This window comes from Alcanivorax sp. NBRC 101098 (assembly GCF_001010505.1).
GTDB lineage: Bacteria > Pseudomonadota > Gammaproteobacteria > Pseudomonadales > Alcanivoracaceae > Alcanivorax > Alcanivorax borkumensis.
On the sequence record NZ_AP014613.1, the window covers coordinates 2,878,562 to 2,903,263 of the forward strand.

28 protein-coding genes and 1 pseudogene are annotated in these 24,702 nt (G+C 54.1%); 14 read left to right on the forward strand and 15 right to left on the reverse strand.

Going from position 1 to position 24,702, the window contains the following annotated elements:
• Positions 1-67 precede the first annotated feature (67 nt).
• The 7 genes from ftsE (at position 68) to trmB (ending at position 5,600) form a co-directional block, all read left to right on the forward strand.
• Positions 68-754, forward strand: coding sequence for a cell division ATP-binding protein FtsE (ftsE, locus tag AS19_RS13045; protein WP_011589838.1), 687 nt, complete (start codon positions 68-70; stop codon positions 752-754).
• Positions 744-1,796, forward strand: coding sequence for a permease-like cell division protein FtsX (ftsX, locus tag AS19_RS13050; RefSeq protein ID WP_046962187.1), 1,053 nt, complete (start codon positions 744-746; stop codon positions 1,794-1,796). Before ftsE ends, ftsX begins: the two co-directional genes overlap by 11 nt.
• A gap of 349 nt (positions 1,797-2,145) precedes the next feature.
• On the forward strand, positions 2,146-3,009 hold the full coding sequence (gene rpoH, locus AS19_RS13055; protein ID WP_035459986.1) for an RNA polymerase sigma factor RpoH: 864 nt from the start codon (positions 2,146-2,148) through the stop codon (positions 3,007-3,009).
• Between the two features lie 149 nt (positions 3,010-3,158).
• Positions 3,159-3,527: a DUF423 domain-containing protein gene (locus tag AS19_RS13060; protein ID WP_035459983.1), complete on the forward strand. Its 369-nt coding sequence runs from the start codon at positions 3,159-3,161 to the stop codon at positions 3,525-3,527.
• A gap of 8 nt (positions 3,528-3,535) precedes the next feature.
• Positions 3,536-3,733 carry a sulfur carrier protein ThiS gene (thiS, locus tag AS19_RS13065; RefSeq protein ID WP_011589842.1) on the forward strand — a complete coding sequence of 66 codons (198 nt, stop codon included), beginning with the start codon at positions 3,536-3,538 and terminating at the stop codon, positions 3,731-3,733.
• A 128-nt stretch (positions 3,734-3,861) separates the two neighbouring features.
• Positions 3,862-4,641: a thiazole synthase gene (locus AS19_RS13070; RefSeq protein ID WP_011589843.1), complete on the forward strand. Its 780-nt coding sequence runs from the start codon at positions 3,862-3,864 to the stop codon at positions 4,639-4,641.
• A gap of 239 nt (positions 4,642-4,880) precedes the next feature.
• Positions 4,881-5,600, forward strand: a complete 720-nt coding sequence (gene trmB / locus AS19_RS13075) for a tRNA (guanosine(46)-N7)-methyltransferase TrmB (RefSeq protein WP_011589844.1) — start codon at positions 4,881-4,883, stop codon at positions 5,598-5,600.
• Positions 5,601-5,671: 71 nt separating this feature from the next.
• Here the strand turns inward: trmB and AS19_RS13080 are convergent, their stop codons facing one another.
• Positions 5,672-6,289, reverse strand: coding sequence for an outer membrane beta-barrel protein (locus tag AS19_RS13080; RefSeq protein ID WP_046962188.1), 618 nt, complete (start codon positions 6,287-6,289; stop codon positions 5,672-5,674).
• Positions 6,290-6,378: 89 nt separating this feature from the next.
• A complete protein-coding gene (locus tag AS19_RS13085; protein ID WP_046962189.1) occupies positions 6,379-7,680 on the reverse strand; it encodes an MFS transporter in 1,302 nt (433 codons plus the stop codon).
• Positions 7,681-7,885: 205 nt separating this feature from the next.
• Between AS19_RS13085 and AS19_RS13090 the strand changes: the two genes are divergently transcribed.
• The 3 genes from AS19_RS13090 (at position 7,886) to rdgB (ending at position 10,419) form a co-directional block, all read left to right on the forward strand.
• Complete coding sequence (locus AS19_RS13090; protein ID WP_011589847.1) at positions 7,886-9,088, forward strand: homoserine O-acetyltransferase; 1,203 nt, start codon at positions 7,886-7,888, stop codon at positions 9,086-9,088.
• A complete protein-coding gene (gene metW, locus AS19_RS13095) occupies positions 9,081-9,671 on the forward strand; it encodes a methionine biosynthesis protein MetW (RefSeq protein WP_046962190.1) in 591 nt (196 codons plus the stop codon). Before AS19_RS13090 ends, metW begins: the two co-directional genes overlap by 8 nt.
• 157 nt (positions 9,672-9,828) lie before the next feature.
• Complete coding sequence (gene rdgB / locus AS19_RS13100) at positions 9,829-10,419, forward strand: RdgB/HAM1 family non-canonical purine NTP pyrophosphatase (RefSeq protein WP_011589849.1); 591 nt, start codon at positions 9,829-9,831, stop codon at positions 10,417-10,419.
• A 114-nt stretch (positions 10,420-10,533) separates the two neighbouring features.
• Here the strand turns inward: rdgB and AS19_RS13105 are convergent, their stop codons facing one another.
• Complete coding sequence (locus AS19_RS13105) at positions 10,534-10,986, reverse strand: YaiI/YqxD family protein (RefSeq protein ID WP_332370060.1); 453 nt, start codon at positions 10,984-10,986, stop codon at positions 10,534-10,536.
• Between the two features lie 139 nt (positions 10,987-11,125).
• Between AS19_RS13105 and hemW the strand changes: the two genes are divergently transcribed.
• Both hemW and AS19_RS13115 read left to right on the forward strand, forming a co-directional pair.
• Positions 11,126-12,277 (forward strand): radical SAM family heme chaperone HemW, encoded by a 1,152-nt coding sequence (gene hemW / locus AS19_RS13110; RefSeq protein WP_035460146.1) that lies wholly within the window; start codon positions 11,126-11,128, stop codon positions 12,275-12,277.
• A gap of 91 nt (positions 12,278-12,368) precedes the next feature.
• Positions 12,369-13,130 (forward strand): TetR/AcrR family transcriptional regulator, encoded by a 762-nt coding sequence (locus tag AS19_RS13115; RefSeq protein WP_158319822.1) that lies wholly within the window; start codon positions 12,369-12,371, stop codon positions 13,128-13,130.
• A gap of 136 nt (positions 13,131-13,266) precedes the next feature.
• Here the strand turns inward: AS19_RS13115 and AS19_RS13120 are convergent, their stop codons facing one another.
• On the reverse strand, positions 13,267-13,653 hold the full coding sequence (locus AS19_RS13120; protein ID WP_035459973.1) for a hypothetical protein: 387 nt from the start codon (positions 13,651-13,653) through the stop codon (positions 13,267-13,269).
• 232 nt (positions 13,654-13,885) lie between these two features.
• Entirely contained in the window at positions 13,886-14,695 is an 810-nt protein-coding gene (gene mutM, locus AS19_RS13125) for a bifunctional DNA-formamidopyrimidine glycosylase/DNA-(apurinic or apyrimidinic site) lyase (protein ID WP_011589854.1), read from the reverse strand.
• Positions 14,696-14,846: 151 nt separating this feature from the next.
• On the opposite strand from mutM, the gene AS19_RS13130 reads away from it, so the two are divergent.
• Positions 14,847-16,823, forward strand: a complete 1,977-nt coding sequence (locus AS19_RS13130; RefSeq protein ID WP_046962191.1) for a hydantoinase/oxoprolinase family protein — start codon at positions 14,847-14,849, stop codon at positions 16,821-16,823.
• 141 nt (positions 16,824-16,964) lie between these two features.
• Positions 16,965-18,152, forward strand: a complete 1,188-nt coding sequence (locus AS19_RS13135; RefSeq protein WP_011589856.1) for an acyl-CoA desaturase — start codon at positions 16,965-16,967, stop codon at positions 18,150-18,152.
• A gap of 382 nt (positions 18,153-18,534) precedes the next feature.
• Here the strand turns inward: AS19_RS13135 and AS19_RS13140 are convergent, their stop codons facing one another.
• From AS19_RS13140 to AS19_RS13185, 10 genes and pseudogenes are all read right to left on the reverse strand, one after another.
• The gene (locus tag AS19_RS13140) at positions 18,535-18,792 is read right to left on the reverse strand and encodes a DUF2750 domain-containing protein (RefSeq protein WP_046962193.1); all 258 of its coding nucleotides are present in this window, start codon (positions 18,790-18,792) and stop codon (positions 18,535-18,537) included.
• Positions 18,793-18,857: 65 nt separating this feature from the next.
• Positions 18,858-19,484 (reverse strand): LysE family translocator, encoded by a 627-nt coding sequence (locus AS19_RS13145; RefSeq protein ID WP_011589858.1) that lies wholly within the window; start codon positions 19,482-19,484, stop codon positions 18,858-18,860.
• Between the two features lie 13 nt (positions 19,485-19,497).
• Complete coding sequence (locus tag AS19_RS13150; RefSeq protein ID WP_144412655.1) at positions 19,498-19,824, reverse strand: integrase core domain-containing protein; 327 nt, start codon at positions 19,822-19,824, stop codon at positions 19,498-19,500.
• 22 nt (positions 19,825-19,846) lie between these two features.
• Positions 19,847-20,341: an IS3 family transposase gene (locus AS19_RS14330; RefSeq protein ID WP_101235000.1), complete on the reverse strand. Its 495-nt coding sequence runs from the start codon at positions 20,339-20,341 to the stop codon at positions 19,847-19,849.
• Positions 20,342-20,352: 11 nt separating this feature from the next.
• Complete coding sequence (locus AS19_RS13160) at positions 20,353-20,721, reverse strand: transposase (RefSeq protein WP_046962194.1); 369 nt, start codon at positions 20,719-20,721, stop codon at positions 20,353-20,355.
• A 112-nt stretch (positions 20,722-20,833) separates the two neighbouring features.
• A complete protein-coding gene (locus AS19_RS13165; RefSeq protein ID WP_197540930.1) occupies positions 20,834-21,199 on the reverse strand; it encodes a hypothetical protein in 366 nt (121 codons plus the stop codon).
• An 8-nt stretch (positions 21,200-21,207) separates the two neighbouring features.
• A pseudogene (locus tag AS19_RS13170) lies at positions 21,208-22,203 on the reverse strand (IS3 family transposase).
• Between the two features lie 47 nt (positions 22,204-22,250).
• The gene (locus AS19_RS13175) at positions 22,251-23,183 is read right to left on the reverse strand and encodes a hypothetical protein (protein ID WP_046962196.1); all 933 of its coding nucleotides are present in this window, start codon (positions 23,181-23,183) and stop codon (positions 22,251-22,253) included.
• Complete coding sequence (locus tag AS19_RS13180; RefSeq protein WP_052753774.1) at positions 23,180-23,641, reverse strand: hypothetical protein; 462 nt, start codon at positions 23,639-23,641, stop codon at positions 23,180-23,182. The genes AS19_RS13175 and AS19_RS13180 overlap by 4 nt, the downstream gene beginning before the upstream one ends.
• A gap of 106 nt (positions 23,642-23,747) precedes the next feature.
• Positions 23,748-24,584, reverse strand: a complete 837-nt coding sequence (locus tag AS19_RS13185) for a hypothetical protein (protein WP_046962197.1) — start codon at positions 24,582-24,584, stop codon at positions 23,748-23,750.
• Positions 24,585-24,702 lie beyond the last annotated feature (118 nt).

Below are 24,702 nucleotides of genomic sequence, written 5' to 3' on the forward strand. Positions count from 1 at the left end.
ATCAGACTCAAGCGACAAGCAGCAAGCCGCACTTGAAGCTTGGGCTTGTAGCGGCTTAAGGACTTCAATGATTCAGTTTGACCGGGTCAGCAAACGCTACCCGAACGGGAAAGATGCCCTCAGCAAGGTCGATTTCACCCTCCCCGCCGGGCAGCTGACATTTCTCACCGGTCATTCCGGGGCGGGTAAGTCCACCCTGTTAAAGCTGATCATGATGATCGAGCGCCCGACCCAAGGGCAGGTATTGATCGATAACCAGAACCTAAATGGCTTCAGCAATCGACAAATTCCCCTGCTGCGCCGCAAAATTGGCATGGTTCATCAAAATCACCAACTGCTGTTTGACCGGAGCGTATTCGATAACGTGGCCCTGCCACTGGTGATCGCGGGTTATGCTCGCGCCGACATTGGCAAACGGGTGCGTGCCGCGCTGGACAAGGTGGGCCTGCTGGACAAAGAAAAGCTCAATCCGATTATGCTTTCCGGCGGCGAACAACAACGGGTGGGCATTGCCCGGGCCGTGGTGAACAAGCCCCCGCTCTTACTCGCCGATGAACCCACCGGCAACTTGGATCCAGCCCTTTCTGAAGAAATCATGGACCTGTTCAAAGACTTCGCTCGGGTTGGCGTGGCCGTGCTGATCGCCACCCACGACCTGAGCCTGATCGCCCGCTATAACCACCGTTTGCTGACCCTGCGTGAGGGTCGCCTGATCCACGACGGCGACGAACCTGGAGCGGCCCATGGCGCCTAATAATTCAAACCGAGGCAAACGCAACAGGGTAAACCGCAACGCCACACCGGTTAAGCCCCACCGCCGCAAACCAGAACGGCCGCGCCGGGTAGCCGGCGCCCATAGCGCCCAAGCCTCATTGAAAGATCGCTTCACCAGCTGGCGCCAACACCACCAGGATTCCTTGCGCGACGCCTTACAACGCCTCAACGCGGCCCGGGCCAGCAGCGCCATGACCATTCTCGTCATCGCCATCGCTCTGGCCTTACCCGCCGGCCTAGCGGTACTGCTCGACAATGCCCGCGCCATCACTCGCGGCTGGGATGGCAACGCGCACCTGTCTGTCTTTCTCGACATGGATACCAGTGAGGCCCGCCAGCGAGAACTCGCCAAAGAATGGCAAGGCACCGGGCACATCACCCGCACTGAAGTGATTACTCGGGCCCAAGCGCTTGAGGAATTTAAAGCCCTGTCTGGCTTTGGAGATGTGCTGGAAGCGTTACCAGACAACCCTTTGCCGCCATTGATTGTGGTCTTCCCGGACAGCACCGACCCGGTCACCCTACGCGCTTTGGAAAACCGCTTAGCCAAAGCCGACGACGTGGACCTGGTACAGCTTGACGTAGAGTGGGTTCGCCGCCTGCACGCCTTAATCGAATTGGGTCAGCGGCTGATTTCCGCCCTCACCCTAGCGTTGGCCGCCGCAGTGGTTCTGGTCATGGTGAACACCATCCGCCTAGCCATTGAAAGCCGGCGAGAAGAAATCGTGGTGGTGAAGATTGTCGGCGGCACCGATGGTTTCGTGCGCCGCCCATTCCTTTATACCGGCTTCTGTTTCGGCTTTGCCGGCGGCCTCATGTCAGTCGCCCTAGTACAGGGCGCCATGTGGTGGCTCGGCGGCCCTATTGACGAACTGCTCTCCCTGTATAGTAGCGAGCAATCACTAACTTCCATGGCCTTATCCAGCCTGATCATCCTCCCCCTGTTTAGTGGTGCGTTAGGGCTTCTCGGCGCCTGGCTCGCAGTGAGCCGCCATTTGGGCGATATCGAACCTAACTTCTGAGCAACCACACCAACAAGCTGCACGCGACAAGGCGCTGACCCGATATATCCACAGACGATGTCAGCGCCCCCGCGCCCGAGCCGCGTAGACTCGATTCAGCCAAGAGCATAGAAAGCCTGGAAGACGTCACTGGGCAAATGCCCTTAAAAAGCGCCATCCAAGGAACCTCTCAGCGGCAGCAGGCTCTAAACCCCATATTCACCAGTGATTCACACTCTCTCGTTATGCTGAAACCCATCGACTATATTGATGAAAAGGAACTTTTTGGCCTATTAGCACTCTATTAATTGGAGTGCTAATATCAGCTCTCAATTGATACATAGAGAGTCTTCACAAGGAGACATTGCGCATGACCAACCCAACAACTCAAGCACAGGCGCTCACACTAGCCGTACCAGGCCATGACCTGGACGCCTACATGCGAGCCGTTAACGCCGTGCCGGTACTCAGCGCAGAAGAAGAGCAACGCCTGGGCGAACGCCTGTATTACAATCAGGACTTGGACGCTGCGCGTAGCTTGGTTCTGTCCCACCTACGCTTTGTGGCACACATTGCCCGCAGCTACACCGGTTACGGCCTGCCATTAGGTGACCTGGTTCAGGAAGGCAACGTAGGCCTGATGAAAGCCGTAAAACGCTTTGACCCCACCAAGGGCGTGCGGCTAGTGAGCTTTGCCGTGCACTGGATCAAAGCAGAAATTCACGAATATGTGATCAAGAACTGGCGCATCGTGAAAGTGGCGACCACCAAGGCTCAGCGCAAATTGTTCTTTAACCTGCGCGGCCAGAAAAAACGCTTGGGCCGCCTGACGTTGGAAGAGGCCCAGCGCGTGGCCGATGATTTGGGCGTTACTGCCGCACAGGTCAAAGAAATGGAAGGGCGTTTGGGCGCTTACGATGCCAGTTTCGACGGCCCCACCAATGATGATGATGACAGCACCGTAGTGTCTCCCGCCGCTTATCTGCACAGCGATAACAGCGACCCTGCTGACCTGCTCGCCGAACAGGATCAACAGCAGCGGGAGAGCCGTCAATTGAGCTCTGCTCTAATGGCGCTGGACGAACGTAGCCGCGACATTCTGGAGCGCCGCTGGCTGGCCGACCAGAAATCCACGCTGCAAGAGCTGGCCGATGAGTACAGTGTTTCCGCCGAGCGGATTCGCCAACTGGAAAACAACGCCATCAAAAAGCTGCGTAACGCCATCGCAGCGTAATGCCAGGTGTCTCACGCGGCACGCAACAGAGAATACAAAAAAGCCCCTCCCGAGGGGCTTTTTTGTAGGCCCAAGCGGCAGCCTGTCGCTCGAGGGCAAAATAATTCCGGTACAATGCATTCCCCCCGGCAGCCACTGTGGAGCGCTGAATGAAAATCCTGCTTGTCCTTGGCGCGCTCAACAGCGCCCTTGCCGTCATGCTCGGCGCCTTCGGGGCCCATGGGCTGAAATCCCGCGTAGACGAGTCCATGCTGGCCACGTGGGCCACCGCCAGTGAATACCATTTTTATCATGCCCTAGCCTTGCTATTGACCGGCCTGCTCGCCAAGGCATTTGGCGCGCCCAGCATGGTCACCGCCGGTTGGGTGCTATTTGCCGGCATGCTGGTATTCAGTGGTAGCCTGTATGTGCTGGTGCTAAGCGGGCAGCAATGGCTTGGCGCCATTACCCCATTAGGCGGCACGGCCTTAATCATTGGCTGGCTAATGCTCGCCTGGTCCCTTTTCAAACACGTTTGATAAAGATCATGAAGCTCACTGTAAATGGCGATACCCTCACACTAAATGGCAATACCATTGCTGATTTGGTGAGCCAACTGGAACTGACTGGCCGCCGATTGGCCGTGGAAGTGAACCGGGAAATCATCCCTAAAAGCCAGCACAGCGATTTTGCTCTGAACGAGGATGACGTGGTGGAAATCGTCCACGCCATCGGCGGCGGATAGCACCAAAGAACATTTACGGTGCAGGCATCGCCTTAGCCAATAGGTCCAGGCGTCCCCTGAGTTCCTGTGCAGGTTCCAAGGCTGCCGGACAAACCTGATAAAAGACGTTAATACCCTAAGAGGCCCCCATGTCCGATCTGCTTACCATTGCCGGAAAAACCTACTCCTCCCGCCTGCTGATCGGCACCGGCAAGTACAAAGATTTTGACGAAACCCGCGAATCCATCGAAATCAGCGGCGCGGAAATCGTTACCGTCGCCATTCGCCGCACCAATATTGGCCAAAACGCAGACGAACCCAATCTGCTCGATTTCGTCAGCCCCGACAAATACACCATTTTGCCTAACACCGCCGGCTGCTTCTCCGCCGAAGATGCCGTGCGTTGCTGCAAACTGGCTCGGGAGCTGCTTGATGGCCATAGCTTGGTCAAATTGGAGGTACTCGGCGATCAGAAAACTCTGTACCCGAACATCACCCATACCTTGCACGCCGCCCGCGAACTGATCGACGACGGCTTCAACGTCATGGTCTACACCAACGACGATCCCATCGTGGCGAAAGAGCTGGAAGATATGGGGTGTGTGGCAGTAATGCCGCTGGGCTCATTAATCGGCTCTGGGCTTGGCATCCTTAACCCTCACAACATCAAGCTCATCATGGAAGAAGCCAACGTGCCCATCATTGTCGATGCCGGCGTCGGCACCGCTTCCGATGCCGCACTGGCCATGGAAATGGGTTGCGATGGGGTGCTACTCAACTCTGCCGTGGCCCATGCACAAAAGCCGGTACTAATGGCTTCCGCCATGAAGAAAGCCATTGAAGCTGGCCGCGAAGCTTTTCTGGCCGGGCGCATGCCTCGCAAGGCCTATGCCTCTGCCTCATCGCCACTGGATGGTCTGAGCCGCTAAGCCTTTCGACAGACAAAAAAACGGCGCCACTCTGGAGGGAGTTGGCGCCAAGGGGGGAAATCATCGATGCTGGTGCACATAAGGGCAGAGTTGCGTTCACATATAGCGTTATCTTTACAAATCACCGATCAAGACAACGTGAAGGCCACACCCTGTGGCCCCGCTGTCGCCCTTTTTTTCAAAGGACGGTTATAATCCGCCCTTGATTACTTTCGCCTCTCATACGGTAACTCGGCACCATGCTCGATTTCATCAACCACGATAAAGATCCGGAAACGGGGAAAGTCATGCGTAAAGTGCGCAGCTTTGTGCTGCGCGAAGGCCGCCTGACCGCCGGACAACGCAATGCTTTGGACACCCTGTGGCCCCGCTTTGGGCTGGAGCGCGACCAAGGCATGCTCAACCCCGAAAGCGTTTTCGGTCGCGACGCCCCCCGGGTTCTCGAAATCGGATACGGCATGGGCCAATCGCTAGCGCAAATGGCTGCCGCCGATCCCGATAAGGACTTTATCGGTATTGAAGTGCATCGCCCCGGCGTAGGCGCGCTGCTTATGGAGATTGAGCAACAGGGCCTAAGCAACCTGCGCAGCTACTGTGACGATGCGGTAGAGATTCTTGAGCTGTGCATCCCCGACAACAGCTTGGCGCGGGTTCAACTGTATTTCCCCGATCCTTGGCACAAAAAAAAGCACCACAAGCGCCGAATAGTTCAGCCCGCTTGGGTGGCTTTGGTGCAGCGCAAACTTCAGCCAGGAGGCATTCTGCACATGGCCACGGACTGGGAAAATTATGCAGAGCACATGATGGAAGTGATGGATGCGGCCGCAGGGTTTAGCAACTTGGCAGGCCCAAGCGCATTTTCTCCCCGGCCCAGCTGGCGCCCGGAAACCAAGTTTGAACGCCGCGGCGAAAAATTGGGCCATGGGGTGTGGGATTTATTATTCGAGAAAAGGGCTTAACAGAAACGCATTCAGCTTAAACACGGTCATAAAAAACCGCAGCTAAGGCTGCGGTTTTTCTTTATTCACCCTTAGTAGAAATAGCCTTCCAAGCCAATCTGCAAGCTATCGTATTCCAGATCATCACCGTTCTCATCTTCAAAGCTATATCGGTTATAGCCGATCACGACACCGCCTCGCTTTTCATTGAAAAGGAATTTGGCTCGCACGCCATAAAAAAAGTCCCGGCCATCCGATGACGACTTTATAGAAGACAACGGGTTTCTTGCTGTCACCTCACCATCCCAATTCTGAATACCCAAAGTACCACCCAGAAAAAACGTCTCGCTCAGCGGAAACAATAAATCTGCGGCCATATACATACCATCGGCATCGACTTCGTATTCACCGGTCTTGACGCCATACTGGTGGACCTCACCTTCTTGACTACCAAACCATTTGTAACCCAGCCTCAATGAAGACGCCCCGCCAAAGGCATAACCCAGGTAAATGTCCTTCCCTGTTGCTGCTCCGTCATCGTCAACACTGTAACCTGGCCCCGTCCTGTCCAGTTGATCTTCAATCTCATCTGCAAAATTACTTGTATCGAACGACACACCAGCACCAAGCATAAAACCCGACGGTTTAGCCTCCCCCCACGCCGAACTCGCCAGCAAACCTAACGCCATAACCGCTAAATATTTTTTCATTTACACGTTCTTCCCAATGGATAAACAGACCTCAATCCTAATTATTTTTTCTTATGAGTAAAGACGCCAACTAAACCTTAAGAGACTAATTACACATCCTTAAGCAAAGCGCCTGAAACCACCCCCATCACCCCCATTCCCCCCAGCACCAACAAGGCCCAATCATTCCCCAGCAGAGCCACCGCCGCGCTGATACCGCCAACCACCAGCAACAGAACGCCAATCACGGTATTACTCACCGCAGTGTAATCCGTACGCTTAGTCCCCCCCGCCATGTCCACCATGTAAGTCTTGCGGCCGATGCGCACACCAGCATGAGCGATGGCCAGAACAAAGAACGCGACAGGATACAACCAGTGCACACCGTCCACCTCAACTCCTGACACCGACACGCCGCCCGCGACCATGCAAACCAGCGCCGCAAGCGCCCCGCCACGGATCATCACCGTTCGGCTGGAGCTATCTGCCATATAGCCCCACACCGTGGCACTCACGGCACTGGCTAGGCTCGAAGCCAGCACAAAGCTACCCAACAGCAAACCCAAGCTAGACTGTTCCTTTGCCAACAACACCAGAAACGGCGACGCTAGAGAAGACGCCATCAGCAACGCGCGGGTCACCACGAAACGCCGAAACGGCACATCGGTTTTCAACAGTGACAAACTGCTCCACGCCTCCCGCAGGGCATTGCTGCCACCCTCGCTGGCACCGGGGTATTCATCCACACGCAGGAACACTAGCGCTGCTGCCAGCCAGGCGACACCTGCACCAGCCAGCAATGCGGTGTAAAACAGCATGGACGGGTCGCTATCGTTGCTGAACACCAGCAGCGTCAACGCGAAGGTAAGCGCCCCAGAGAGAGTGGCCGACAGCCCAGTAAGCCGGCCACGGCGAGATTTAGGAACACACTTGCCCTGCACGTCCTTCATGGCCACGGAGCAGAACCCCCGACTGACACTAAAGACGACCAGCAGCCCGACAATACCCAGCCCAGCGGCCAAGCCTTCTAGCAACCAGACCACCAGCGCCATCCCCAACACGGACAACCCCTGCAGTGCCGAACCCAGCACCCAAAACCCCTTGCGTACCGGATAGCGACGCACCAGCGCCCCTATCAATAACTGGGGAATCAGCGAGCCAGATTCGCGAATGGGCACCAGCAACCCGGCCAGAGCCCCCGGCGCCCCGACAGCGCTGATTAACCAGGCCAACACGGTTTTCGGATTGATCAGCAAGTCGCCGACCTTAGTCAGCGTATTGGCGAAGATAATGCGGAAGAAATTGCCTGGCACCTCCCGGCAAGCGTCCTCGCTGATATCGCTACAGGTGCGAGCATCTTCATCATTGGCTACTTTTTCATACAGCCTGTCCGCTAACGACCCCTTAGCCATACGCCGCCCCTCCCCCTCTGTTCAGTGAATAATCTAAAACCTTTATTGCGGGGCGGAAGGCATGACCATTGTTTCCACCCTAATCCGCGATTAACCTAAAAATAGTGTGTTTGATCAGCAGGATACCATGACAACTGCCGTGCTTTGATTGCGCGTCCACCGGGCTGGCTTTAGACTTTGCGACATCTCTTGCTAGCGAGTCATCATGTCGCCACAGAATCCGGACGCCTTGCCCCACACCGCCGCCGACTCCGTAGGGTTGGTCGAGCCACAGGTGCATCACTTCGACACCCCGTTGGAGCTGGAGTGTGGGCGCACGCTGCCCACCTATGACCTGATTTACGAAACCTATGGCACCCTCAACAGCGACGCATCCAACGCAGTGCTGATCTGCCATGCCTTGTCCGGCCATCATCACGCGGCGGGCTATCATCGGGCAGACGACAAGCGCCCGGGCTGGTGGGATACCTGTATCGGCCCCGGTAAAGTCATCGATACCAACCGCTTCTTCGTCGTCAGCCTGAATAACCTTGGCGGCTGCCACGGCTCCACCGGCCCCGCCTCCATCAACCCGGAAAGCGGCCAGCCCTGGGGCCCCGATTTTCCCATGATGACAGTGAAAGACTGGGTGAACAGCCAGGCCCGCCTCGCCGATGTGCTAGGCATTCAACGCTGGGCGGCAGTGATTGGCGGCAGCATGGGCGGCATGCAGGCGCTGCAGTGGTCCATCGATTACCCAGAACGGCTCAGCCATGCGGTAGTGATCGCCGCCGCGCCCAAATTGTCGGCCCAAAACATTGCCTTCAACGAAGTGGCGCGACAATCCATTCTGACCGACCCGAATTTCTACGGTGGGCGTTATTACCTGCACGATACCTACCCTCGGCAAGGGCTGATTCTGGCGCGTATGGTAGGCCACATCACCTACCTGAGTGACGACGCCATGCGCATGAAGTTCGGCCGCGACCTGCGCGCCGGGCGCTTCCATTTCGGCTTCGACGTGGAATTTCAGGTCGAATCCTACTTGCGCCATCAGGGCGAAGTCTTTTCTCGCAACTTCGACGCCAACACCTACTTGCTGATGACCAAAGCATTGGATTATTTCGATCCAGCTCGGGAATTCGACCATTCGCTGGAGCAGGCTTTAAGCAAGCCCACCTGTAATTTTCTGGTGATGTCATTCACCTCCGACTGGCGTTTTGCCCCAGAGCGCAGCCGAGAAATCGTCAACGGCTTAGTCCACGCCGGTCGTAATGTGAGCTACGCCGAGATCGATACGCCCAAGGGCCACGACGCCTTTTTGCTGGATATTCCCGAGTACATAAAGCTGTTCGGTGCCTACATGCACAGGGTTGCCAACGAGACAGAGAATAAATCGCAAGCTGTAGAGGCCGCCCCCCATGCGTGATGACCTTCAACTAATCAGCGACTGGATCCCGCACAATGCCACCCTGCTGGATCTAGGCTGCGGCGACGGCACTCTGCTAGCGCATTTGAAAACACACAAAAAAACCGCCGGCTACGGCCTGGAAATCAACCAAGACAACTTGGCGGCCTGCTTTGAAAAAGGCGTCAATGTTCTAGAGCAGGATCTCGACAGCGGCTTGGGTAACTTCCAGAATCACCGTTTCGATTACGTGATCATGACCCAGGCGTTGCAAGCGGTTCTACGCCCGGACCAAATTCTCAACGAAATGATCCGCGTTGGCCGCGAAGCCATTATCACCTTCCCCAACTTCGGCCACTGGAAGGTCCGCGCTTACCTGGGCCTGAAAGGGCGCATGCCCGTATCATCCGCGCTGCCCCACGAGTGGTACAACACCCCGAACATCCACCTGTGCACCGTGCAGGATTTTGAAACCCACTGCCGAAAACAAGGCATTCGGATCCTTGAACGCCAGGTCATTAACCGTAATCACCGCACCAGCGTGCTCAGCAAATGGTGGCCCAACCTGTTCGGCGAAATCGCCATTTACCGGGTGAAGGGATAAAGCGATACACGCTGGACGGGGAAAAGTCGGGTTCTCGTAACCTTCAGAATATTTGATTTTTGCTACTCGCCGGCGCGACGAAGAGTTGAAGCGTTTAATACAACGCTTCTCATATTGCCGCTTGTAGCACGCACCTAACCGACGTCAGGAACCCCCAATGGAAAAACTCGTTCTCGCCTCCGGCAACGCAAAAAAACTCGCTGAAATGCAGCGCCTATTGGCACCACTCAACATTGAAGTCGTTGCCCAGAGTGAATTTTGCGTACCGGAAGCCGATGAAACCGGCAGTACCTTTGTGGAAAACGCCATTATCAAAGCTCGCAATGCCTGCAAGCACACCGGGCTACCCGCCATCGCCGATGATTCCGGACTGGAGGTCAGCGCCCTGAACGGTAGCCCTGGCATTTTTTCAGCACGCTTTTCTGGGGTCGGTGCCACTGACGCCAAGAACAATGCTCTGCTGGTAGAAATGCTAGCGGAAATCCCAGAAGACGCGCGCCAGGCCCGCTACGTGGCACTGCTTGTTCTGATGCGCCACGAAGACGACGCCACCCCACTAATCTGCCAAGGTAGCTGGAACGGACGCATTGTGCTGGAGCCCCAAGGTGACCAAGGCTTTGGCTATGATCCACACTTTTTCGTGGAAGAAAAAGGCTGCACCGCCGCACAATTACCCGCGGATGAGAAAAACGCCATCAGCCACCGGGGCAAAGCTATGGCCACCTTAATCAAGGCGCTGAAAGAGTAAATACCGCGAGCCGTTAGCGTTCTCCGGGCTCATTCAGGCCCATGCTAGCAAACGTTATGCAGGACCGGAAAAGGTGTGGGCGACAGCGGCGGTGATCTCAGCTCGGATAATGGGTTACTTCTGCGCCCTGGCTAACCAGCGGTCCAGCGCATTGGCAAAGCGCCCCTTGTCCTGGTTTGAATAGCTTGCCGGGCCACCGGTTTGCATCCCAGCGGACCGCATTTCCTCCATGAAATCACGCATATTCAGGCGCTCACGCACAGTATCCTTATCCAACCAGTGACCTCGGGGCGTTACCGCCTCTGCACCCTTTTCCACAACTTCGGCCGCCAGTGGAATATCCTGCGTGACTACCAAATCCCCCGGCTCACAGCGCTGCACGATTTCGTTATCCGCCACATCAAAACCCTGCCCGACCTGAATAGAGCGGATTAACGGCGTACGCGGTACCGCTATATGCTGGTTAGCCACCAGCGTGCAAGGAATTTGCGCTCGTTGCGCAGCGCGAAATAACACCTCTTTCACCGGGCGTGGACAAGCGTCTGCATCGACCCAAATATGCACAATAGAATCCCATCGATCACTAAAAAATGGAGCATGATTAACAGCACGAATACGATAGTCTCGTTTCGTTATCACTTAGCCGCGCGCCATTATCCATTTAATTGCTAACATGGCCTACTCATTCTCTGGCAGCCTGCTTTTTATGCCCCTCAAAAACCCGCCCCTCTCACTCTACATCCACACCCCTTGGTGTGTGCGCAAATGCCCCTATTGCGACTTTAACTCCCATGAGCGCGGCGAGATTCCTGAGGCGGCCTACCTGCAAGCCCTGCTCACCGACCTAGAGCAGGACCTGCCCCTGATCGGCGAGCGCACGGTAGAAACCGTGTTCATCGGCGGGGGCACACCAAGCCTTCTATCCGCTGATTTTTACCAGCAGCTTTTCCACGGCATTCGGCAAAGGCTGGCCCTGCACCCAAACGTGGAAATCACCCTCGAGGCCAACCCCGGCACCCTGGAAAATGGCCGCTTCCAAGGCTTTCGTGAGGCAGGCATCAACCGCCTATCCATCGGTGCCCAGAGCTTCAACAATGCCCATTTGCAAGCATTGGGGCGCATCCACAATGCCAGCGCCGCCATTAACGCCGCTCACCAAGCGCGGGAGGCCGGCTTCGACAATTTCAATCTGGATATCATGCATGCGCTGCCCGGCCAGACCCATGCACAGGCCCTAGACGACCTACAACAGGCCATCGCACTGCAGCCCACTCACCTAAGCTGGTACGAACTCACCATCGAGCCCAACACCGTTTTCTACCGCTCGCCACCGGTTCAACCAGACAGCGACGCCATGGCTGACACCGAGCAGGCAGGCTTCGCCTTACTGGCAGAGCACGGCTACCTGCGTTATGAAATCTCCGCCTTCGCGCAACCTGGGCGCCCCTGCCGACATAACCTCAATTACTGGCAGTTCGGTGACTATCTCGGCATCGGGGCCGGCGCCCACGGCAAAATCACTGCCGCCGCCCAGGGTGACGTGCATCGCTACCAGAAAACCCGAAAACCCGAAGACTACCTGGCAGACGCGGCCCATGCTCGCCGCCAGCACCAGCCCATTGCCCGCGAAGACCGTCTGTTCGAAGCCCTGCTCAATGGCCTACGCTTAACCCATGGCCTCTGCTGGCAAACACTGGAAGACGCGACCGGAGAGCCTGTTGCACAGTGGCGGCACCAATTAACGCCATTCGAACAGCAGGGATTGCTGACCCTCACAGACCAACGGCTGGCCTGTACCGATAATGGCTTACGCCACCTAAACGGATTGCTGGAAAAGTTAGCCGCTGTGCTTTTATAAACAGCGCGCCTGCCTGTACGCTGAGAAAAGCGCTTGAACCCTATAGCAAGGCTATTCAAACTGAATGGCGGGATAACACAAGACAATGACTATGACAAAAGCACGCAGCGGGCGCGAACAAGCGCTGGCAGAAAGAGAACAGCTTTTTATTGAAGCAACCCGGCAACAGCTGTGCGATAAAGGCCTGCTGGGGGTACAGATGGCGGCCATTGCCCGCAGCTGTAATTTTGCCACCGGCACGCTTTACCATCACTTCGCGTCCAAAGAAGATCTGCTCATTGCCGTCTGCACCGAGCTAACCACCACGCGACGGGCCTACTTCGAGAAAGTTGCCCATTCCGACCTTTCCAACCGCGATAAAATGATGGGGTTTGCCGTAGCGTACTCACTGTTTGCTCAGCATTACCCCGAACATTTCCGGCTCGAACAATACATCATGACAGAAGTGGTCTGGTTGGCGTCGTCAGCTAGCCGCCGCGAACAGTTCCTGGCCGCCACCCAGCCCATCGGCAGAATGGTAGAGCAGGTCGTTCGTGATGCCATTGCCAGCAACGAACTGGAAGACCACGGCCAAGATCCGCTCACGTTCAGCATCGGCCAGTGGTCCATGTCCATGGGCATGCATACCCTGATCCACGCCGACGGCATCCTAGATATGTACGACCTTAAAGATCCACACCGTCTACTATTGCGTAACGTCCAGCTGCACCTCAGTGCCATGCAGTGGCAGCCACTTGACGACCAGCCCTTTGACGACGCCGCACTAAATAGCAAAGTGGCTTACCTCTGCGACTACCTGTTCGCTGACGTATGTAGGGAAAAAGGCAGCAGCCTGACACTTGGCAGCGCCTGAGCCCAAACAACAACGGGCCCATCAGCCACAAAAAAGCCCCGTGCTACGGGGCTTTTGCTTTAAGGCACTAGCTTAAGGCTCTAGCATAGCCAGGCCTTAGCCTTTCGCGATACGAACATCGGCAATGGGCAGGAAACTACTGAGCGTTGGCCACCGCGCCCTGCTCCTGCTTGGCGTTGTTGCGCATCTCTTTTTCCGCTTTCAGGCTTTCGTGCTGCGCCGGCGTACAGCCCAAACAACGAACAAAAGTATTCTTTCCAGGGTTCATCACCAGCACTTCCGCCGCCTCCCCTGGGTTCCCCCCCAGCAGGCTGAACGGCAGCGTAACCACGTACAGGCCCGCGCCCACCACCGTGGAAGCCAACAACAACGGACGCGCAAAAATCGCATCGCCGATCATTGCTATCTCTCCCGGACGATCCAGCTTAGATTCCGCCGCCTGTGCCGTAATAGGCACCATGGCAGCAAACAGCATGGCGGAGGCGAGTACAGATGCCGCAACCGGGCGCTTTGCTCGCTTCATGGTGGGTCCCTCTTGTTTTTTTATAGTTGAACCTGAAATCACCGTTTCAGGTTAAAGTATCGCTGACATTGTTTCAGCTAAGCCTTTAATATTCCGACAATTGTATCACAATCTACACCCTTGTTCTTAGGCCAGCAATAGTGCAAAAAAGCAAAGCCTGATCAACCCCGTCGCAACGCATTTCCCGCCCACACCACTTGCTGTCCCATCCGGTAATCAATTTCCTTCCCCTTCACCGCTGGCATTGTGGGCAATAAGCCGTGCTCCGCTGGCCATGACGATCCGCCTTCAATATGGCGTCGCATTGCACGCAAGGCTGGCCCGCACGGCCATACACATTGAGGGACTGAGCAAAATACCCTGGCTGACCATCCGCCCGGGTGAAATCCTTCAGCGTGGTGCCGCCCGCCTCAATCGCCTGGGCCAGCACCCGCTTAATTGCCTCTGCCAGTGCCTGATAACGCGCCAGGGAAATGCGGCCCGCCGCCCGGGAGGGGTGGATACCCGCCATAAAGAGGCTTTCCTGAGCGTAAATATTGCCCACTCCCACCACCGTGGCGTTATCCATAATAAAGCTTTTCACTGCCACCTTTCGGCCACGAGAGCGAGCAAACAACCACTGGCCATTAAAACTATCGCTGAGCGGTTCCGGCCCCAGCGACTGCAACAGGCTGTGCGGCTGGTCACCGCCCTGGAACAACACAGAGCCAAAGCGGCGCGGGTCGTTAAAACGCAGCACCTTGCCACTATCGAGCAACAAATCCACATGGTCGTGCTTGCGTAATGGCAGGTCCATATCCACCACCCGCAAAGTGCCGGACATCCCCAGATGAATGAGCAGCTGCCCATGCTCCAGCTCAATCAGCAGATATTTGGCCCGCCGACGTAACGCCACCACCGGGCAGTCACGCAGCGCATAAATCGCCTCACTCACCGGCCAGCGCAACCGCGGTTCGCGCACCGTTACCGATTTCAAAATCCGCCCCTGTAAATGCGGGCGAATGCCACGCAGGGTGGTTTCCACTTCAGGTAATTCAGGCATAGGAAAGTCAGTTCGTGATTGATAATGGACAATTGAACAGCTAAAAACTCATTGCGCGGTCCCGAAGAGCGCGCTGGCGCTAGCTATGTTACCTTGCTGCCAGTTTTTTTGTCTTTCGCTGTCACCGTTCAACAGATAACTGCCCACTACTATGTCCGTCTCTTACTGGCTCGGCGTCGATACCGGCGGCACCTTTACTGACTTTGTTCTGCTAGGCGATGGCGAACCACGCATCCACAAGGTGCTGTCCACGCCCGCGTCCCCGGAACAAGCCATCCTGCAAGGCATTCAGGAGCTGGGCCTGAGTGATGCAATGGCCAGTGGGCAACTGGCCATTGTGCACGGCACCACCGTGGCCACCAACGCCGCCCTCGAAGGCAAGGGCGCTCGCACCTTATTGATTACCAATAACGGGCTGGAGGACATCCTCCGCATTGGCCGCCAAAACCGTCCAGAGCTCTATAATCTTACCCCGGCGAGTAACGCCTCGGCGGTGAGCCAGGTGCCCACCCTGGGCTGCCCGGCACGGCTCGATGCTGCGGGTAACACCGTTGCCGCGCTCACCGATAACGATATTGCCACCATACTGGCGGCGGTCCGTGAAATCGCTCCGGAGTCCATCGCCCTGTGCCTGCTGTTCAGCTACCTGAACCCCGAGCACGAACAGCGGCTCAGCCAGGCTCTGCTCAGTGCCGGCTTTGCAGTGAGCCCCTCGCACCAAATCTTACCTACTCGAGGCGAATACGAACGGGGCATGGCCACCTGGCTAAATGCTTGGCTCGCGCCGCGAGTGGCGGATTACCTGCAACGCCTACAGCAGGCCACCAGCCCCGCGCCATTGGCCATCATGCAATCCCACGGTGGCACCATTGCTTCCCAACAAGCCGCGAACCAAGCCGTCAATCTCCTATTGTCTGGGCCCGCCGGTGGGCTGGCCGCCGCTCAGCGGCTAGGGCAACAACTGCAGCAGCCACACTTGATGACTTTCGACATGGGCGGCACCTCCACTGATGTTGCCTTGCTCGACGGGGATATCCGCCTAACCCAGCAGGGCCGCATCGGTCCTTATCCCGTGGCCGTGCCCATGGTAGACATGCACACCATCGGTGCCGGAGGTGGCTCGCTAGCCTATGTGGATGAGGCTGGGCTACTGCACGTGGGGCCACACTCAGCCGGCGCCGATCCCGGCCCCGCGTGTTACGGCAACGGCGGCCAACACGTCACAGTAACCGATGCCAATGTAGTACTGGGCCGGCTGCAACCAGACTTCGCCCTGGGGGGCTCACTAACGCTGGATGTGGCTTGCGCTGAGCAGGCCATGGACCGGTTAGCCGTAGCCCTCAACCTGACACGTCAGCAAACCGCTGAAGGAGTACTGGCGCTAGCCAACGAACACATGACCCAAGCCCTGCGGGTGATCTCCATCCAGAAGGGCTTCGATCCCGCTGACTTCGCGCTAATGAGCTTTGGCGGCGCCGGGGGACTGCACGTCTGTGCGCTGGCCGACAACCTGGGCATGCCACGGGCCATTGTCCCGCAGCGGGCCGGCGTGCTGTCTGCCGAAGGGCTGGTATATGCCCCCCGAAAACGGGAAATATTGCAGGCGCTGCCAGAATCCGCCGACGAAGACTCCCTGCGTGCACTCATCGTCCAGCTGCAACAGCAAGGCTCAAATGAACTTATCGCGGAAGGCGTTAGCGCAGACCGCATCCAGCACCGGGTTTTTGTAGATATGTGCTATCAAGGCCAGTCCTCAGTGCTACAAATTGATTGGCACGAAGAACCGGCAGACCGGGTAAGCCGCTTCCATGCGGCTCACCAGCAACGTTTTGGCCACCGGTTAGGGCTACCAGTACAGCAGGTTAACCTACGCATTCAAAGCCAGGCTTTGGCTACCCCGCCCACGCTGCCCGACGGCCACACTCAAACCGCCAACCCCGAACGCCAAGCGACGCTGCCGGGTATCCGCACCGCGGTGGCCGTGTTCAGCCGCGAAACACTGGGTGTAGGTCAACGCCTCACCGGCCCAGCCCTGATTTACGAAGCAGTGGGCACCACCTGGCTGGAAACGGGCTGGACCGCGACGGTAAACCCGCAAGGGCACCTGTTGTTACAGCGCGACGCCTAGCGGGCCGCCCAGCCATCAGCCCATCGCCCCCTTTGGGCCCCTGATTGACCGTAAAGTCCGAATTTGACCTGCTTCGTGTCTTCTATCTGCCATCACCGGTAGGGCACAATAGAGGCTCTATCTTTTTATTGTGCGACATCTATGCTGAATTATTTGAGTGAGGGCCTACTGGCTCCGAGCCTCGGCGCCTTGGTGCTAATCACCTTGGCCATGACCCACGTGACCATTGTCAGTGTCACCGTGTACCTGCACCGCTATTCCGCGCACCGCGCGCTGGACATGCACCCGGTGCTCAAACATTTTTTCCGTTTCTGGCTGTGGCTCACCACCGCCCAGAACACCCTAGAGTGGACCGCCATCCACCGCAAACACCACGCTAAGTGCGAGACTGAAGAAGACCCCCACAGCCCGGTAGTTAAAGGCATCCGCAAGGTACTAAGCGAAGGGGCAGAACTGTACCGCGAAGAAGCAGAAAATAAAGAAACCCTGAAAAAATACGGCGCCGGCTGCCCTGATGATTGGGTCGAACGCAACGTCTATTCTCGGTTCCCCATGGCCGGCATTACCTTAATGGCCGTTATTGATCTGCTATTGTTTGGCGTCATCGGCATTACCGTATGGGCCGTACAAATGATCTGGATTCCACTGTTCGCCGCCGGCATCATCAATGGCCTAGGGCACTACTGGGGTTACCGGAACTTCGAATGCGCCGATGCATCACGCAACATTTCGCCTTGGGGCATTCTGATTGGCGGCGAAGAGCTGCATAACAATCATCACACCTATCCAAACTCCGCCAAGTTATCTGTGCGTCGTTTCGAATTCGATGCCGGCTGGGCTTGGATTCGCCTGTTCGAAATAGTGGGCCTAGCCAAGGTGAAGAAAGTGGCACCTAAACCCACCCTGGCAAAAAACGCTCGCGGAATCGACGTGGACGCCCTACGCGGCGTCATGCAGCACCGCTTCCAAGTTATGCGGCATTACCGCAAAGCCGTGATTACCCCCGTTTTCAAGCAGGAACAAGCCCGCGCCTGTGACGCCACCCGTGAATTTTACGCCCGCGCCAAAGCCTTACTGCATCAGGATTTGACCCTAATCAAACCGAATCAAGAGCTACGCCTCAAAAAGCTCACGGAAAATAACGAGACACTAGAAGCTATTTACCAATTCCGTTTGCGCCTGCAAGACATCTGGTCACAGACCAGCCGTAGCTCCACGGAAATGGTAGAAGCACTAGAAAAGTGGTGCCATGACGCCCGCCAATCCGGCATTGATGCACTTCAAGAGTTCGCCGACCGGCTTCCTCATTACCGCCCCGCTACCGCCTGATCATTTGGCAAAGCGACAAATCACCTCACCGGCTGCTAAAAACAGCCGGTGAGGTTTGGCGTGTAACTCTACACGGGCTTTGAAGTAGCACAGCCGGGCAGTATTCAAGGAGCAGTTTATCGCGCCTACCCAAGGGATAGGGATATAGCCTTTATTTCCCCAACCGCAGATAAGAAATAAAAGCACTATCAGCAACCCATACGGCAACCCATACATTAAAAATAATGTGGCCACCTGCTGCCTGCTAACAGATCCAACCCTTCACATTTTGGGCTTCCGGCCTCATACACATAACACTGCAGAAACCTCCTAGCGTAGCAAGGTAAAGCCCCCCAGGGCGCGTGCGGCCTTTGCTCGTTATTTTTACAGGTATCGTGCCATTTCATTTAACAGCTCTTCTTTCAAAGACTGTGGCTCGGTGGCCAGGGAAGTTTTCATCTACGATTTTCTGCGCGTATTCAGGGTGTGGCCACAATGGAAAGTAGTCAAATTCTTCTGGAGCAACAGGAACGAGCCAGCCGTCATCGCTTTTGACACCCCATAGCAGCTCCCAGTCGGCGACCTTGCTCTTGCTAACGAAGTAATCGTATCTATCTAAGCCATCAAGCGCCAAGACGGCGTCGAACTGTTTTTCGTTCATCCTATATGGCACTTAACGTCTCCTGAAGCATCACTCCCGGCTCACGCGAAAATGTTTGATGGCGGCTATTTTGTACTTCCCAACGTTACCATTTTTATTCCGGTGGCAATCAATGCCGTACCCGCTGCTTTATTGATAAGGTTTATAACCCAAGACTTTACTCGTTTTCTTGCTAATTGTGCCCCCATGCGGCCAAACAGACTGTAAACCACTAAATCAGCAATAAAACAGGTGAGCCCCATAAGAACCATTTGTAAAATGACAGGCTCTTTAGGGTCCACAAACTGCGGCAATAGGGCTGAAAAATACATTAACGCTTTTGGGTTAGCTAATTGAATGACGAGACCATTTGAAAAAGCTTTCGCAGGATTCATTGTGGTTAATTGAACATCAACGTTAACTGGCCCTGCTTTGCTAAAAATTGCCGAAATACCCAGGAAAAGAAGATAAGCAATACCAAACCATTTAATGATAGAAAATACCAAACTGGACGCTATTATTAGCGATGCGATGCCTGTTGCCGACAATATAAAAAATAATACATCTGCGCTTGCTACGCCAAGAACACTTAAAAAAGTTAATTTTGAATTATGGGATGCAGCCTGTTTCGCCACCGTTATAGCCGCTGGCCCAGGAACCAAAATAAGCATCACCGTTGTAACGAGAAAGAAAGTATATAATTCAATATTCATGCTTACCCTTCATTTAGCCTAACGCCCGCACATAGCTTGCCGGATTTTGGTACCCAATCCCAGAGTGAAGCCGCTCCCGATTATAAAACTCGACAAACTCAACAATCGCGGCCACAGCTTCAATATCATTCTCAAACTTACGCAGATGAACCAATTCCGTCTTTAGCGTATGGAAGAACGACTCCACCATCGCATTATCCAGTGGCGTTGACTTTCGGCTCATACTCCTGCGCATCCCCGCAGCAGCCACCAGATCTCGATATTCATGAGCGGCATATTCAATCCCTTGATCCGAGTGAAACACACAACCCACGCGAGGCTGCTCACGTGACAGAGCCATTCGTAACTCACTCTTTGTCAGCTCACTTGTTTCGCTTACGGCTAAATGACCAGCCCACAACCCTGCGGCTATACAGATCCACGACTACCGCGTGATAAAGCCAACCAGAGCCCGTTCGGATATAAGTAAAATCTCCGGCCCAGTGCTTGCCCTCACAATCGGCTGATTCCTCCGTCACCAGCACATTCCCTGCTGAACTATAGAACTCATGTCTTTCTGGATTCCAGACGTACAACCCTTTGCTGGAAGCATGAATCCCGACTTCTTTCATCAACCTGGATACCCGACGGACACTACACGATAGGCCATTTTTGCGGAGTTGCTGATGAAGTCGTCGAGCGCCATAGGCTCGTCGAAACCAGCGATGTAGCTCGACCAAGGCCTCTTTTAGCCTTCCATCATACTGACTTCGCTCACTCTCAGAGCGCGAACGCCAAGCATAATAGTCACTTCTAGACACACCAAGCAGCTGACACAAGCGACGTACGTCACGGCCTTCCCGACTCTTCTCAACCAGCTCATAGAGCTTTACTTTTTCCGCTGGAAGAACCGCTCGGCCTTTTTTAGCAAATCAATCTCGTCATTACGATTATTCAGCTCACGCTCAAGTTTTTTGATCCGTTTTTCAGCAGCCGCCAGCTTTTCCTCTGCCTCCTTAACTGGATCTGCTCGGCTGGGACGACGCTTCGGGGATGGCGATGGCATCTTCATATGCTTATTCTCCCTGAGCTCCCCGCGGCGCTGCTCCATCTGCCATCGATAAAGCATTACCGGGTGGACACCCAGTGACTCTGCCACATCCTTGGATCTAACGTCAGGATCATTAGCCAATTTAACGGATTGGGGTTTATAAGCCAGGGTATAACGATCGTAATTTCTCTTTCTTGTCTGTCCCACACTGCACCTCTCTCATGAACAGAAAAATCTGTCCAAAAAAGTGGTTACAGATCAGCGCCCCGTCAGGGACGTCCGGCGAGCATCGGCCGCGTACTGCTGCGGCTTATTGTATTTATTGCTCCGTTCTCTCAGGTTTTTGCTTCCCTGAGTAGATGCACATGGCAGAATTATAATCGTTGTATGCAACGGCATAATTAAAATCACAAAAATAAGCAGGGTGTTTTGTTGCAATTGCATCTCCTGCTTTACATTCTGACTGCATCCCTTCTACGAGACCGCTATTGTTTGGCCCCAAGCAGGCTTGTCCGGTTGTTTTATCCCCGCATGCCGAAAGTGCAGCACAAACGCCAATAATCCCCAAAACCTTTAAGTAACGCTCCATAGCTTCCTCTGACTCCAAAAAAATATAACGCACGCATTTGCGGCTGATTTGAAGCGCAGCGGAAAACCAGTGATCTTCCCCCAATAAAATAGACACGCTTCATTTCACGCTGCCATTCTCTCGTATTCTGCCGGGGCCACGTAGCTAATGCCAGAGTGTAACCTTTTCTGGTTATAAAACTGGTTGGTGTAGCCACGCAGAACCGCTCGCAACTCTTGCTCATCCTTAAACGATACACCATGGATCACTTCAGCCTTCATACTATGAAGGAAGGATTCCATATGCGCATTGTCCGTGCAGTGTTTAGGCCTCGAATAGACATCCAACACGACCGCCAGGTACTGCCATTGCCGGTTAACCTTGATATAAGTGAGATCCGCTACCCACTGCTGATTTACCCCGGTTGGGGCCGGCATATTAAGGCGCAGGTTCTTGTGGCGTTGATAGAATCGCTCCACCCCCGGCACCCTGCGGTACAGCTTTGCCACACGCCCCACCAGCGAAGCCTCCCTCAGCAGCCTCTCAACACGCTTACGGCCAATCCGGACGCCTTCGTGACGCAAGGCTTGATGCACTCTCGGGCTGCCATAGCCGCCCCGGCAATCCCCATGGATCCGGCGCACTTTTTTCAGCAAGCATCTATCTTATCGGGCTCGTGGCGGCTCCTTGCGTTTGCAAATAGCCATTCCTCGACACACCCAACCAATTGCACAGGTACCTGGCGCCTAGTCTTCGCCCGTGTTCCTAGATGAATCCAAATCGCTCTGATGTCGATCCGACAGATACCGTTGCCACTTTTTTAGAAGGCCATTCTCCTTCTGCAAGCGGGCGTTTTCCCGTTTGAGCTTATCGAGCTCCTTCAACTCCTCGGCGGAGGGAGCTTTCTTTTCTTTCATCACACCAACACGCTTTCGGCCATCTGGCTTGATCTTTCCTTCACGGTATTCCTTGCGCCACCTCGAAAGCATCATCGGGTGGATATCCAACCCAGCCACCACTTGCTGAACCTGAATGCCTTCCTGACAGCTAAGCTCAACGGCCTTTACTTTAAAGTCTGTCGAATACTGCCAAGTCTTTCTCGGATTGTTGTATCGGGGCATATGCCACCTCCTCTGATTAAGAGAAGGAGTCCACTAAAGCGGGGGAACTACACGGTCCGCTGCATTGATTTGTTAGGCTTATTATAATAAAACCACTCTATTACACCTTTCGATTCGTCGGATACATTGGGAATAGCTGCATCTAATTCTGATAATAGGAGTTCCAATCGGGGTTTGGACTCGTTATAGGCTCCTTTCAAAAATTTCTTTTCATGATCCTCGAGTAAACTAGACTCCAATGCATTTTCACGGAGAAGCTGCAAACCTGAATACACCCATGCCGCATGCAAGACACGATCTAGCTCCCAATGGACATCTCTCCATGGAATATGTACCTTATTTAGTTTTGATTCCTCAGAAAATACTTTCGTTTTTTCATCAAAAATTAGTGATGCATTGAGTTGTTGGTGAAGCGATTCATGATAAATATTTTCAGCTAAAGCATATAATGAGGCTCCATCGAAGACATGGCGTGCCGGTATGTGCCTTAGGGCTTTCACGCTAAAAAATGAACAGTGAGGCAAAGAAGGTATCGCAACCGATGTAAGTACATTATCTGGCGGATTATCTTCATCAGGAGCTAACCAAACGAATAAAGATGTCCAGTCTTTAGTGGTAGCATAGGCATCATTACTCAGGGATGACAGTAACGTTAGAGCGTTGACATTCCACTCAGAAAGACCTGGAACTGAGAGGGCCAAGTGACCATCTATGGGAAGCGAGGATATTAATTCGTCGCTAAACTCACCTACCGAAACTTTTAAGCCACCTAAATCTACCAGTCGTGCCTCATTATGACCTGCGAATGCACTTTCTACAGACTCAGTTGCGAGAGCAACTTTTTGATCTAAAATTAGCGCCCGACACAAAAACGGGGGTAGCTCATCTATCCAAATGTGCGAGGAGTGATCTTCTTCGTAGTATTTGTTTAGAAGTTGCCGGTATTTACCGACAACTTCTTCTTTACTTAGCAGCTTCATTTCTTGGGCTTTTTCTTAGAAATTTTCTTAACCTCAGGGGCGACATTTCCTCTCGGATCGCCTAGCAGCTCTAACTTATCTGTTGTATGTAGTGCCTTCTGGCTAGAGCCAACTTTTTCATCCAATTTTTCCAAGATCACATCTATTTTCTTTTCGTGGCTTAAATCACCATCTACAAGCTCGTCTATTCGCTGTTTTAATTCTTGAAGCTTTTTAACTGCTGGTTCCAATTGTTTTTTATTTGGCTTTCTTTCATCAATCCCCCTTGCCAATCGCTCGAGCCGTTCTAATGGAGAAAGTGATTGGTCTGGGACGTGACCAAATAGCTTGCCTGACAAGGCAGCCAACTCTGCTGCAGCCTTTTGATTTTCCGCTGCGGAAATCTTTGGATCAGGAACCATATGATCTAATCGTTGAGTCAGCGACTGTGCATTTTGCTTTATTACATCCTTCTTCATGTTTTCACCCTCCTGGGTTTGATTGTGATAAAGAGCCTAACGCCCGGCTCATGCGCCGGTTTGTAGCCGCACCGCGGCGGAAAATCGGTCGCAGTGCAGCCGATTGTTAGCATGAGTGATTAATGACGCTACCATCTAGGTACTCCACGGCCAGCAAAACAAAACGACCTTCTCTACCGGAGAAACGTACCTTAACCAAGTGAACACCTTTCTCGACTGCAAAGACGTCGTTCTTGAGGTGATCTTTAACCATGTTAATCGCGTCCGTCACTTGACTCAGCAGCGGAGCAAAATCCCCATCTCCCCCCCCGCTAGGAATGAAATAAACGCCAAAGCTTTCTCTTCTCATTCCTTCAGTCACCTGCACGAACTCGACCTTATGCTTTTTCCCCAGCTGCTCTCGAATACGCTTAAAGGTGGGTGATACCTTGTTGTTCCAGAAATTTGTGTATGCAGGCGATGCTGTAAAAAGGAGAAAGGAAATAATGAGAGATACTGATACGGGATCTGCATTCTTTTTCTTCCAGGCACCCGCCACAATTCCATCGCCTACACTCGAAATTGCCTCCAGAAGTTTCTCATTCCGATAGTCTGGATATGGGAGATACGCCGCCAGTGCTTTCTCCTGTATATCACCGACCATGTCGATATTTGCTGAATAGCTAAAACCCCGCAAAGCCTCATCGATATCCACATCGTGGAAATGCACGTCGCCCACCAAATTCCAGTGTTCGCTTTCATCCTTTGACGGAACTAGGGCAAAATTCTCTATGTATCCGACAGACTCTGTCGATATGTCATGCTGTAGGCCAAGCGGAATTCTTCCTCTCGCACTAAACCCCTCACACAACGATTCCAGGAACTCTTTGGTATTAGACTCTCCCTGAGAATCTTCCTTTGTACCTGCAAGAATCTGGTTTTTTAGCTCTTTCCACTTGGCCATAAATTCTCTGCGTGGTGCCGCTAACAGCGTATTCAGTCGAACGATTCGACATATCTTTTTTCGACATATTTCTTAAAAGGCCATCGTATATAATTCCGATAAACCCATAACCTTTAGC

Bases quoted from the DNA above. Each gene is read 5' to 3' on its own strand.
- AS19_RS13140 (WP_046962193.1), bottom strand. From the start codon at position 18,792: ATGAACGAAAAACAGTTCGACGCCGTCTTGGCGCTTGATGGCTTAGAT.
- trmB (WP_011589844.1), top strand. From the start codon at position 4,881: ATGCTCGATTTCATCAACCACGATAAAGATCCGGAAACGGGGAAAGTC.
- AS19_RS13120 (WP_035459973.1), bottom strand. From the start codon at position 13,653: ATGAAGCGAGCAAAGCGCCCGGTTGCGGCATCTGTACTCGCCTCCGCC.
- AS19_RS13130 (WP_046962191.1), top strand. From the start codon at position 14,847: ATGTCCGTCTCTTACTGGCTCGGCGTCGATACCGGCGGCACCTTTACT.
- rpoH (WP_035459986.1), top strand. From the start codon at position 2,146: ATGACCAACCCAACAACTCAAGCACAGGCGCTCACACTAGCCGTACCA.
- AS19_RS13145 (WP_011589858.1), bottom strand. From the start codon at position 19,484: ATGAATATTGAATTATATACTTTCTTTCTCGTTACAACGGTGATGCTT.
- AS19_RS13085 (WP_046962189.1), bottom strand. From the start codon at position 7,680: ATGGCTAAGGGGTCGTTAGCGGACAGGCTGTATGAAAAAGTAGCCAAT.
- AS19_RS13135 (WP_011589856.1), top strand. From the start codon at position 16,965: ATGCTGAATTATTTGAGTGAGGGCCTACTGGCTCCGAGCCTCGGCGCC.
- mutM (WP_011589854.1), bottom strand. From the start codon at position 14,695: ATGCCTGAATTACCTGAAGTGGAAACCACCCTGCGTGGCATTCGCCCG.
- AS19_RS13115 (WP_158319822.1), top strand. From the start codon at position 12,369: ATGACAAAAGCACGCAGCGGGCGCGAACAAGCGCTGGCAGAAAGAGAA.
- AS19_RS13175 (WP_046962196.1), bottom strand. From the start codon at position 23,183: ATGAAGCTGCTAAGTAAAGAAGAAGTTGTCGGTAAATACCGGCAACTT.
- AS19_RS13150 (WP_144412655.1), bottom strand. From the start codon at position 19,824: ATGGCTCTGTCACGTGAGCAGCCTCGCGTGGGTTGTGTGTTTCACTCG.
- thiS (WP_011589842.1), top strand. From the start codon at position 3,536: ATGAAGCTCACTGTAAATGGCGATACCCTCACACTAAATGGCAATACC.
- ftsX (WP_046962187.1), top strand. From the start codon at position 744: ATGGCGCCTAATAATTCAAACCGAGGCAAACGCAACAGGGTAAACCGC.
- AS19_RS13070 (WP_011589843.1), top strand. From the start codon at position 3,862: ATGTCCGATCTGCTTACCATTGCCGGAAAAACCTACTCCTCCCGCCTG.
- AS19_RS13090 (WP_011589847.1), top strand. From the start codon at position 7,886: ATGTCGCCACAGAATCCGGACGCCTTGCCCCACACCGCCGCCGACTCC.
- metW (WP_046962190.1), top strand. From the start codon at position 9,081: ATGCGTGATGACCTTCAACTAATCAGCGACTGGATCCCGCACAATGCC.
- AS19_RS13180 (WP_052753774.1), bottom strand. From the start codon at position 23,641: ATGAAGAAGGATGTAATAAAGCAAAATGCACAGTCGCTGACTCAACGA.
- AS19_RS13080 (WP_046962188.1), bottom strand. From the start codon at position 6,289: ATGAAAAAATATTTAGCGGTTATGGCGTTAGGTTTGCTGGCGAGTTCG.
- AS19_RS13185 (WP_046962197.1), bottom strand. From the start codon at position 24,584: ATGGCCAAGTGGAAAGAGCTAAAAAACCAGATTCTTGCAGGTACAAAG.
- rdgB (WP_011589849.1), top strand. From the start codon at position 9,829: ATGGAAAAACTCGTTCTCGCCTCCGGCAACGCAAAAAAACTCGCTGAA.
- ftsE (WP_011589838.1), top strand. From the start codon at position 68: ATGATTCAGTTTGACCGGGTCAGCAAACGCTACCCGAACGGGAAAGAT.
- hemW (WP_035460146.1), top strand. From the start codon at position 11,126: ATGCCCCTCAAAAACCCGCCCCTCTCACTCTACATCCACACCCCTTGG.
- AS19_RS13060 (WP_035459983.1), top strand. From the start codon at position 3,159: ATGAAAATCCTGCTTGTCCTTGGCGCGCTCAACAGCGCCCTTGCCGTC.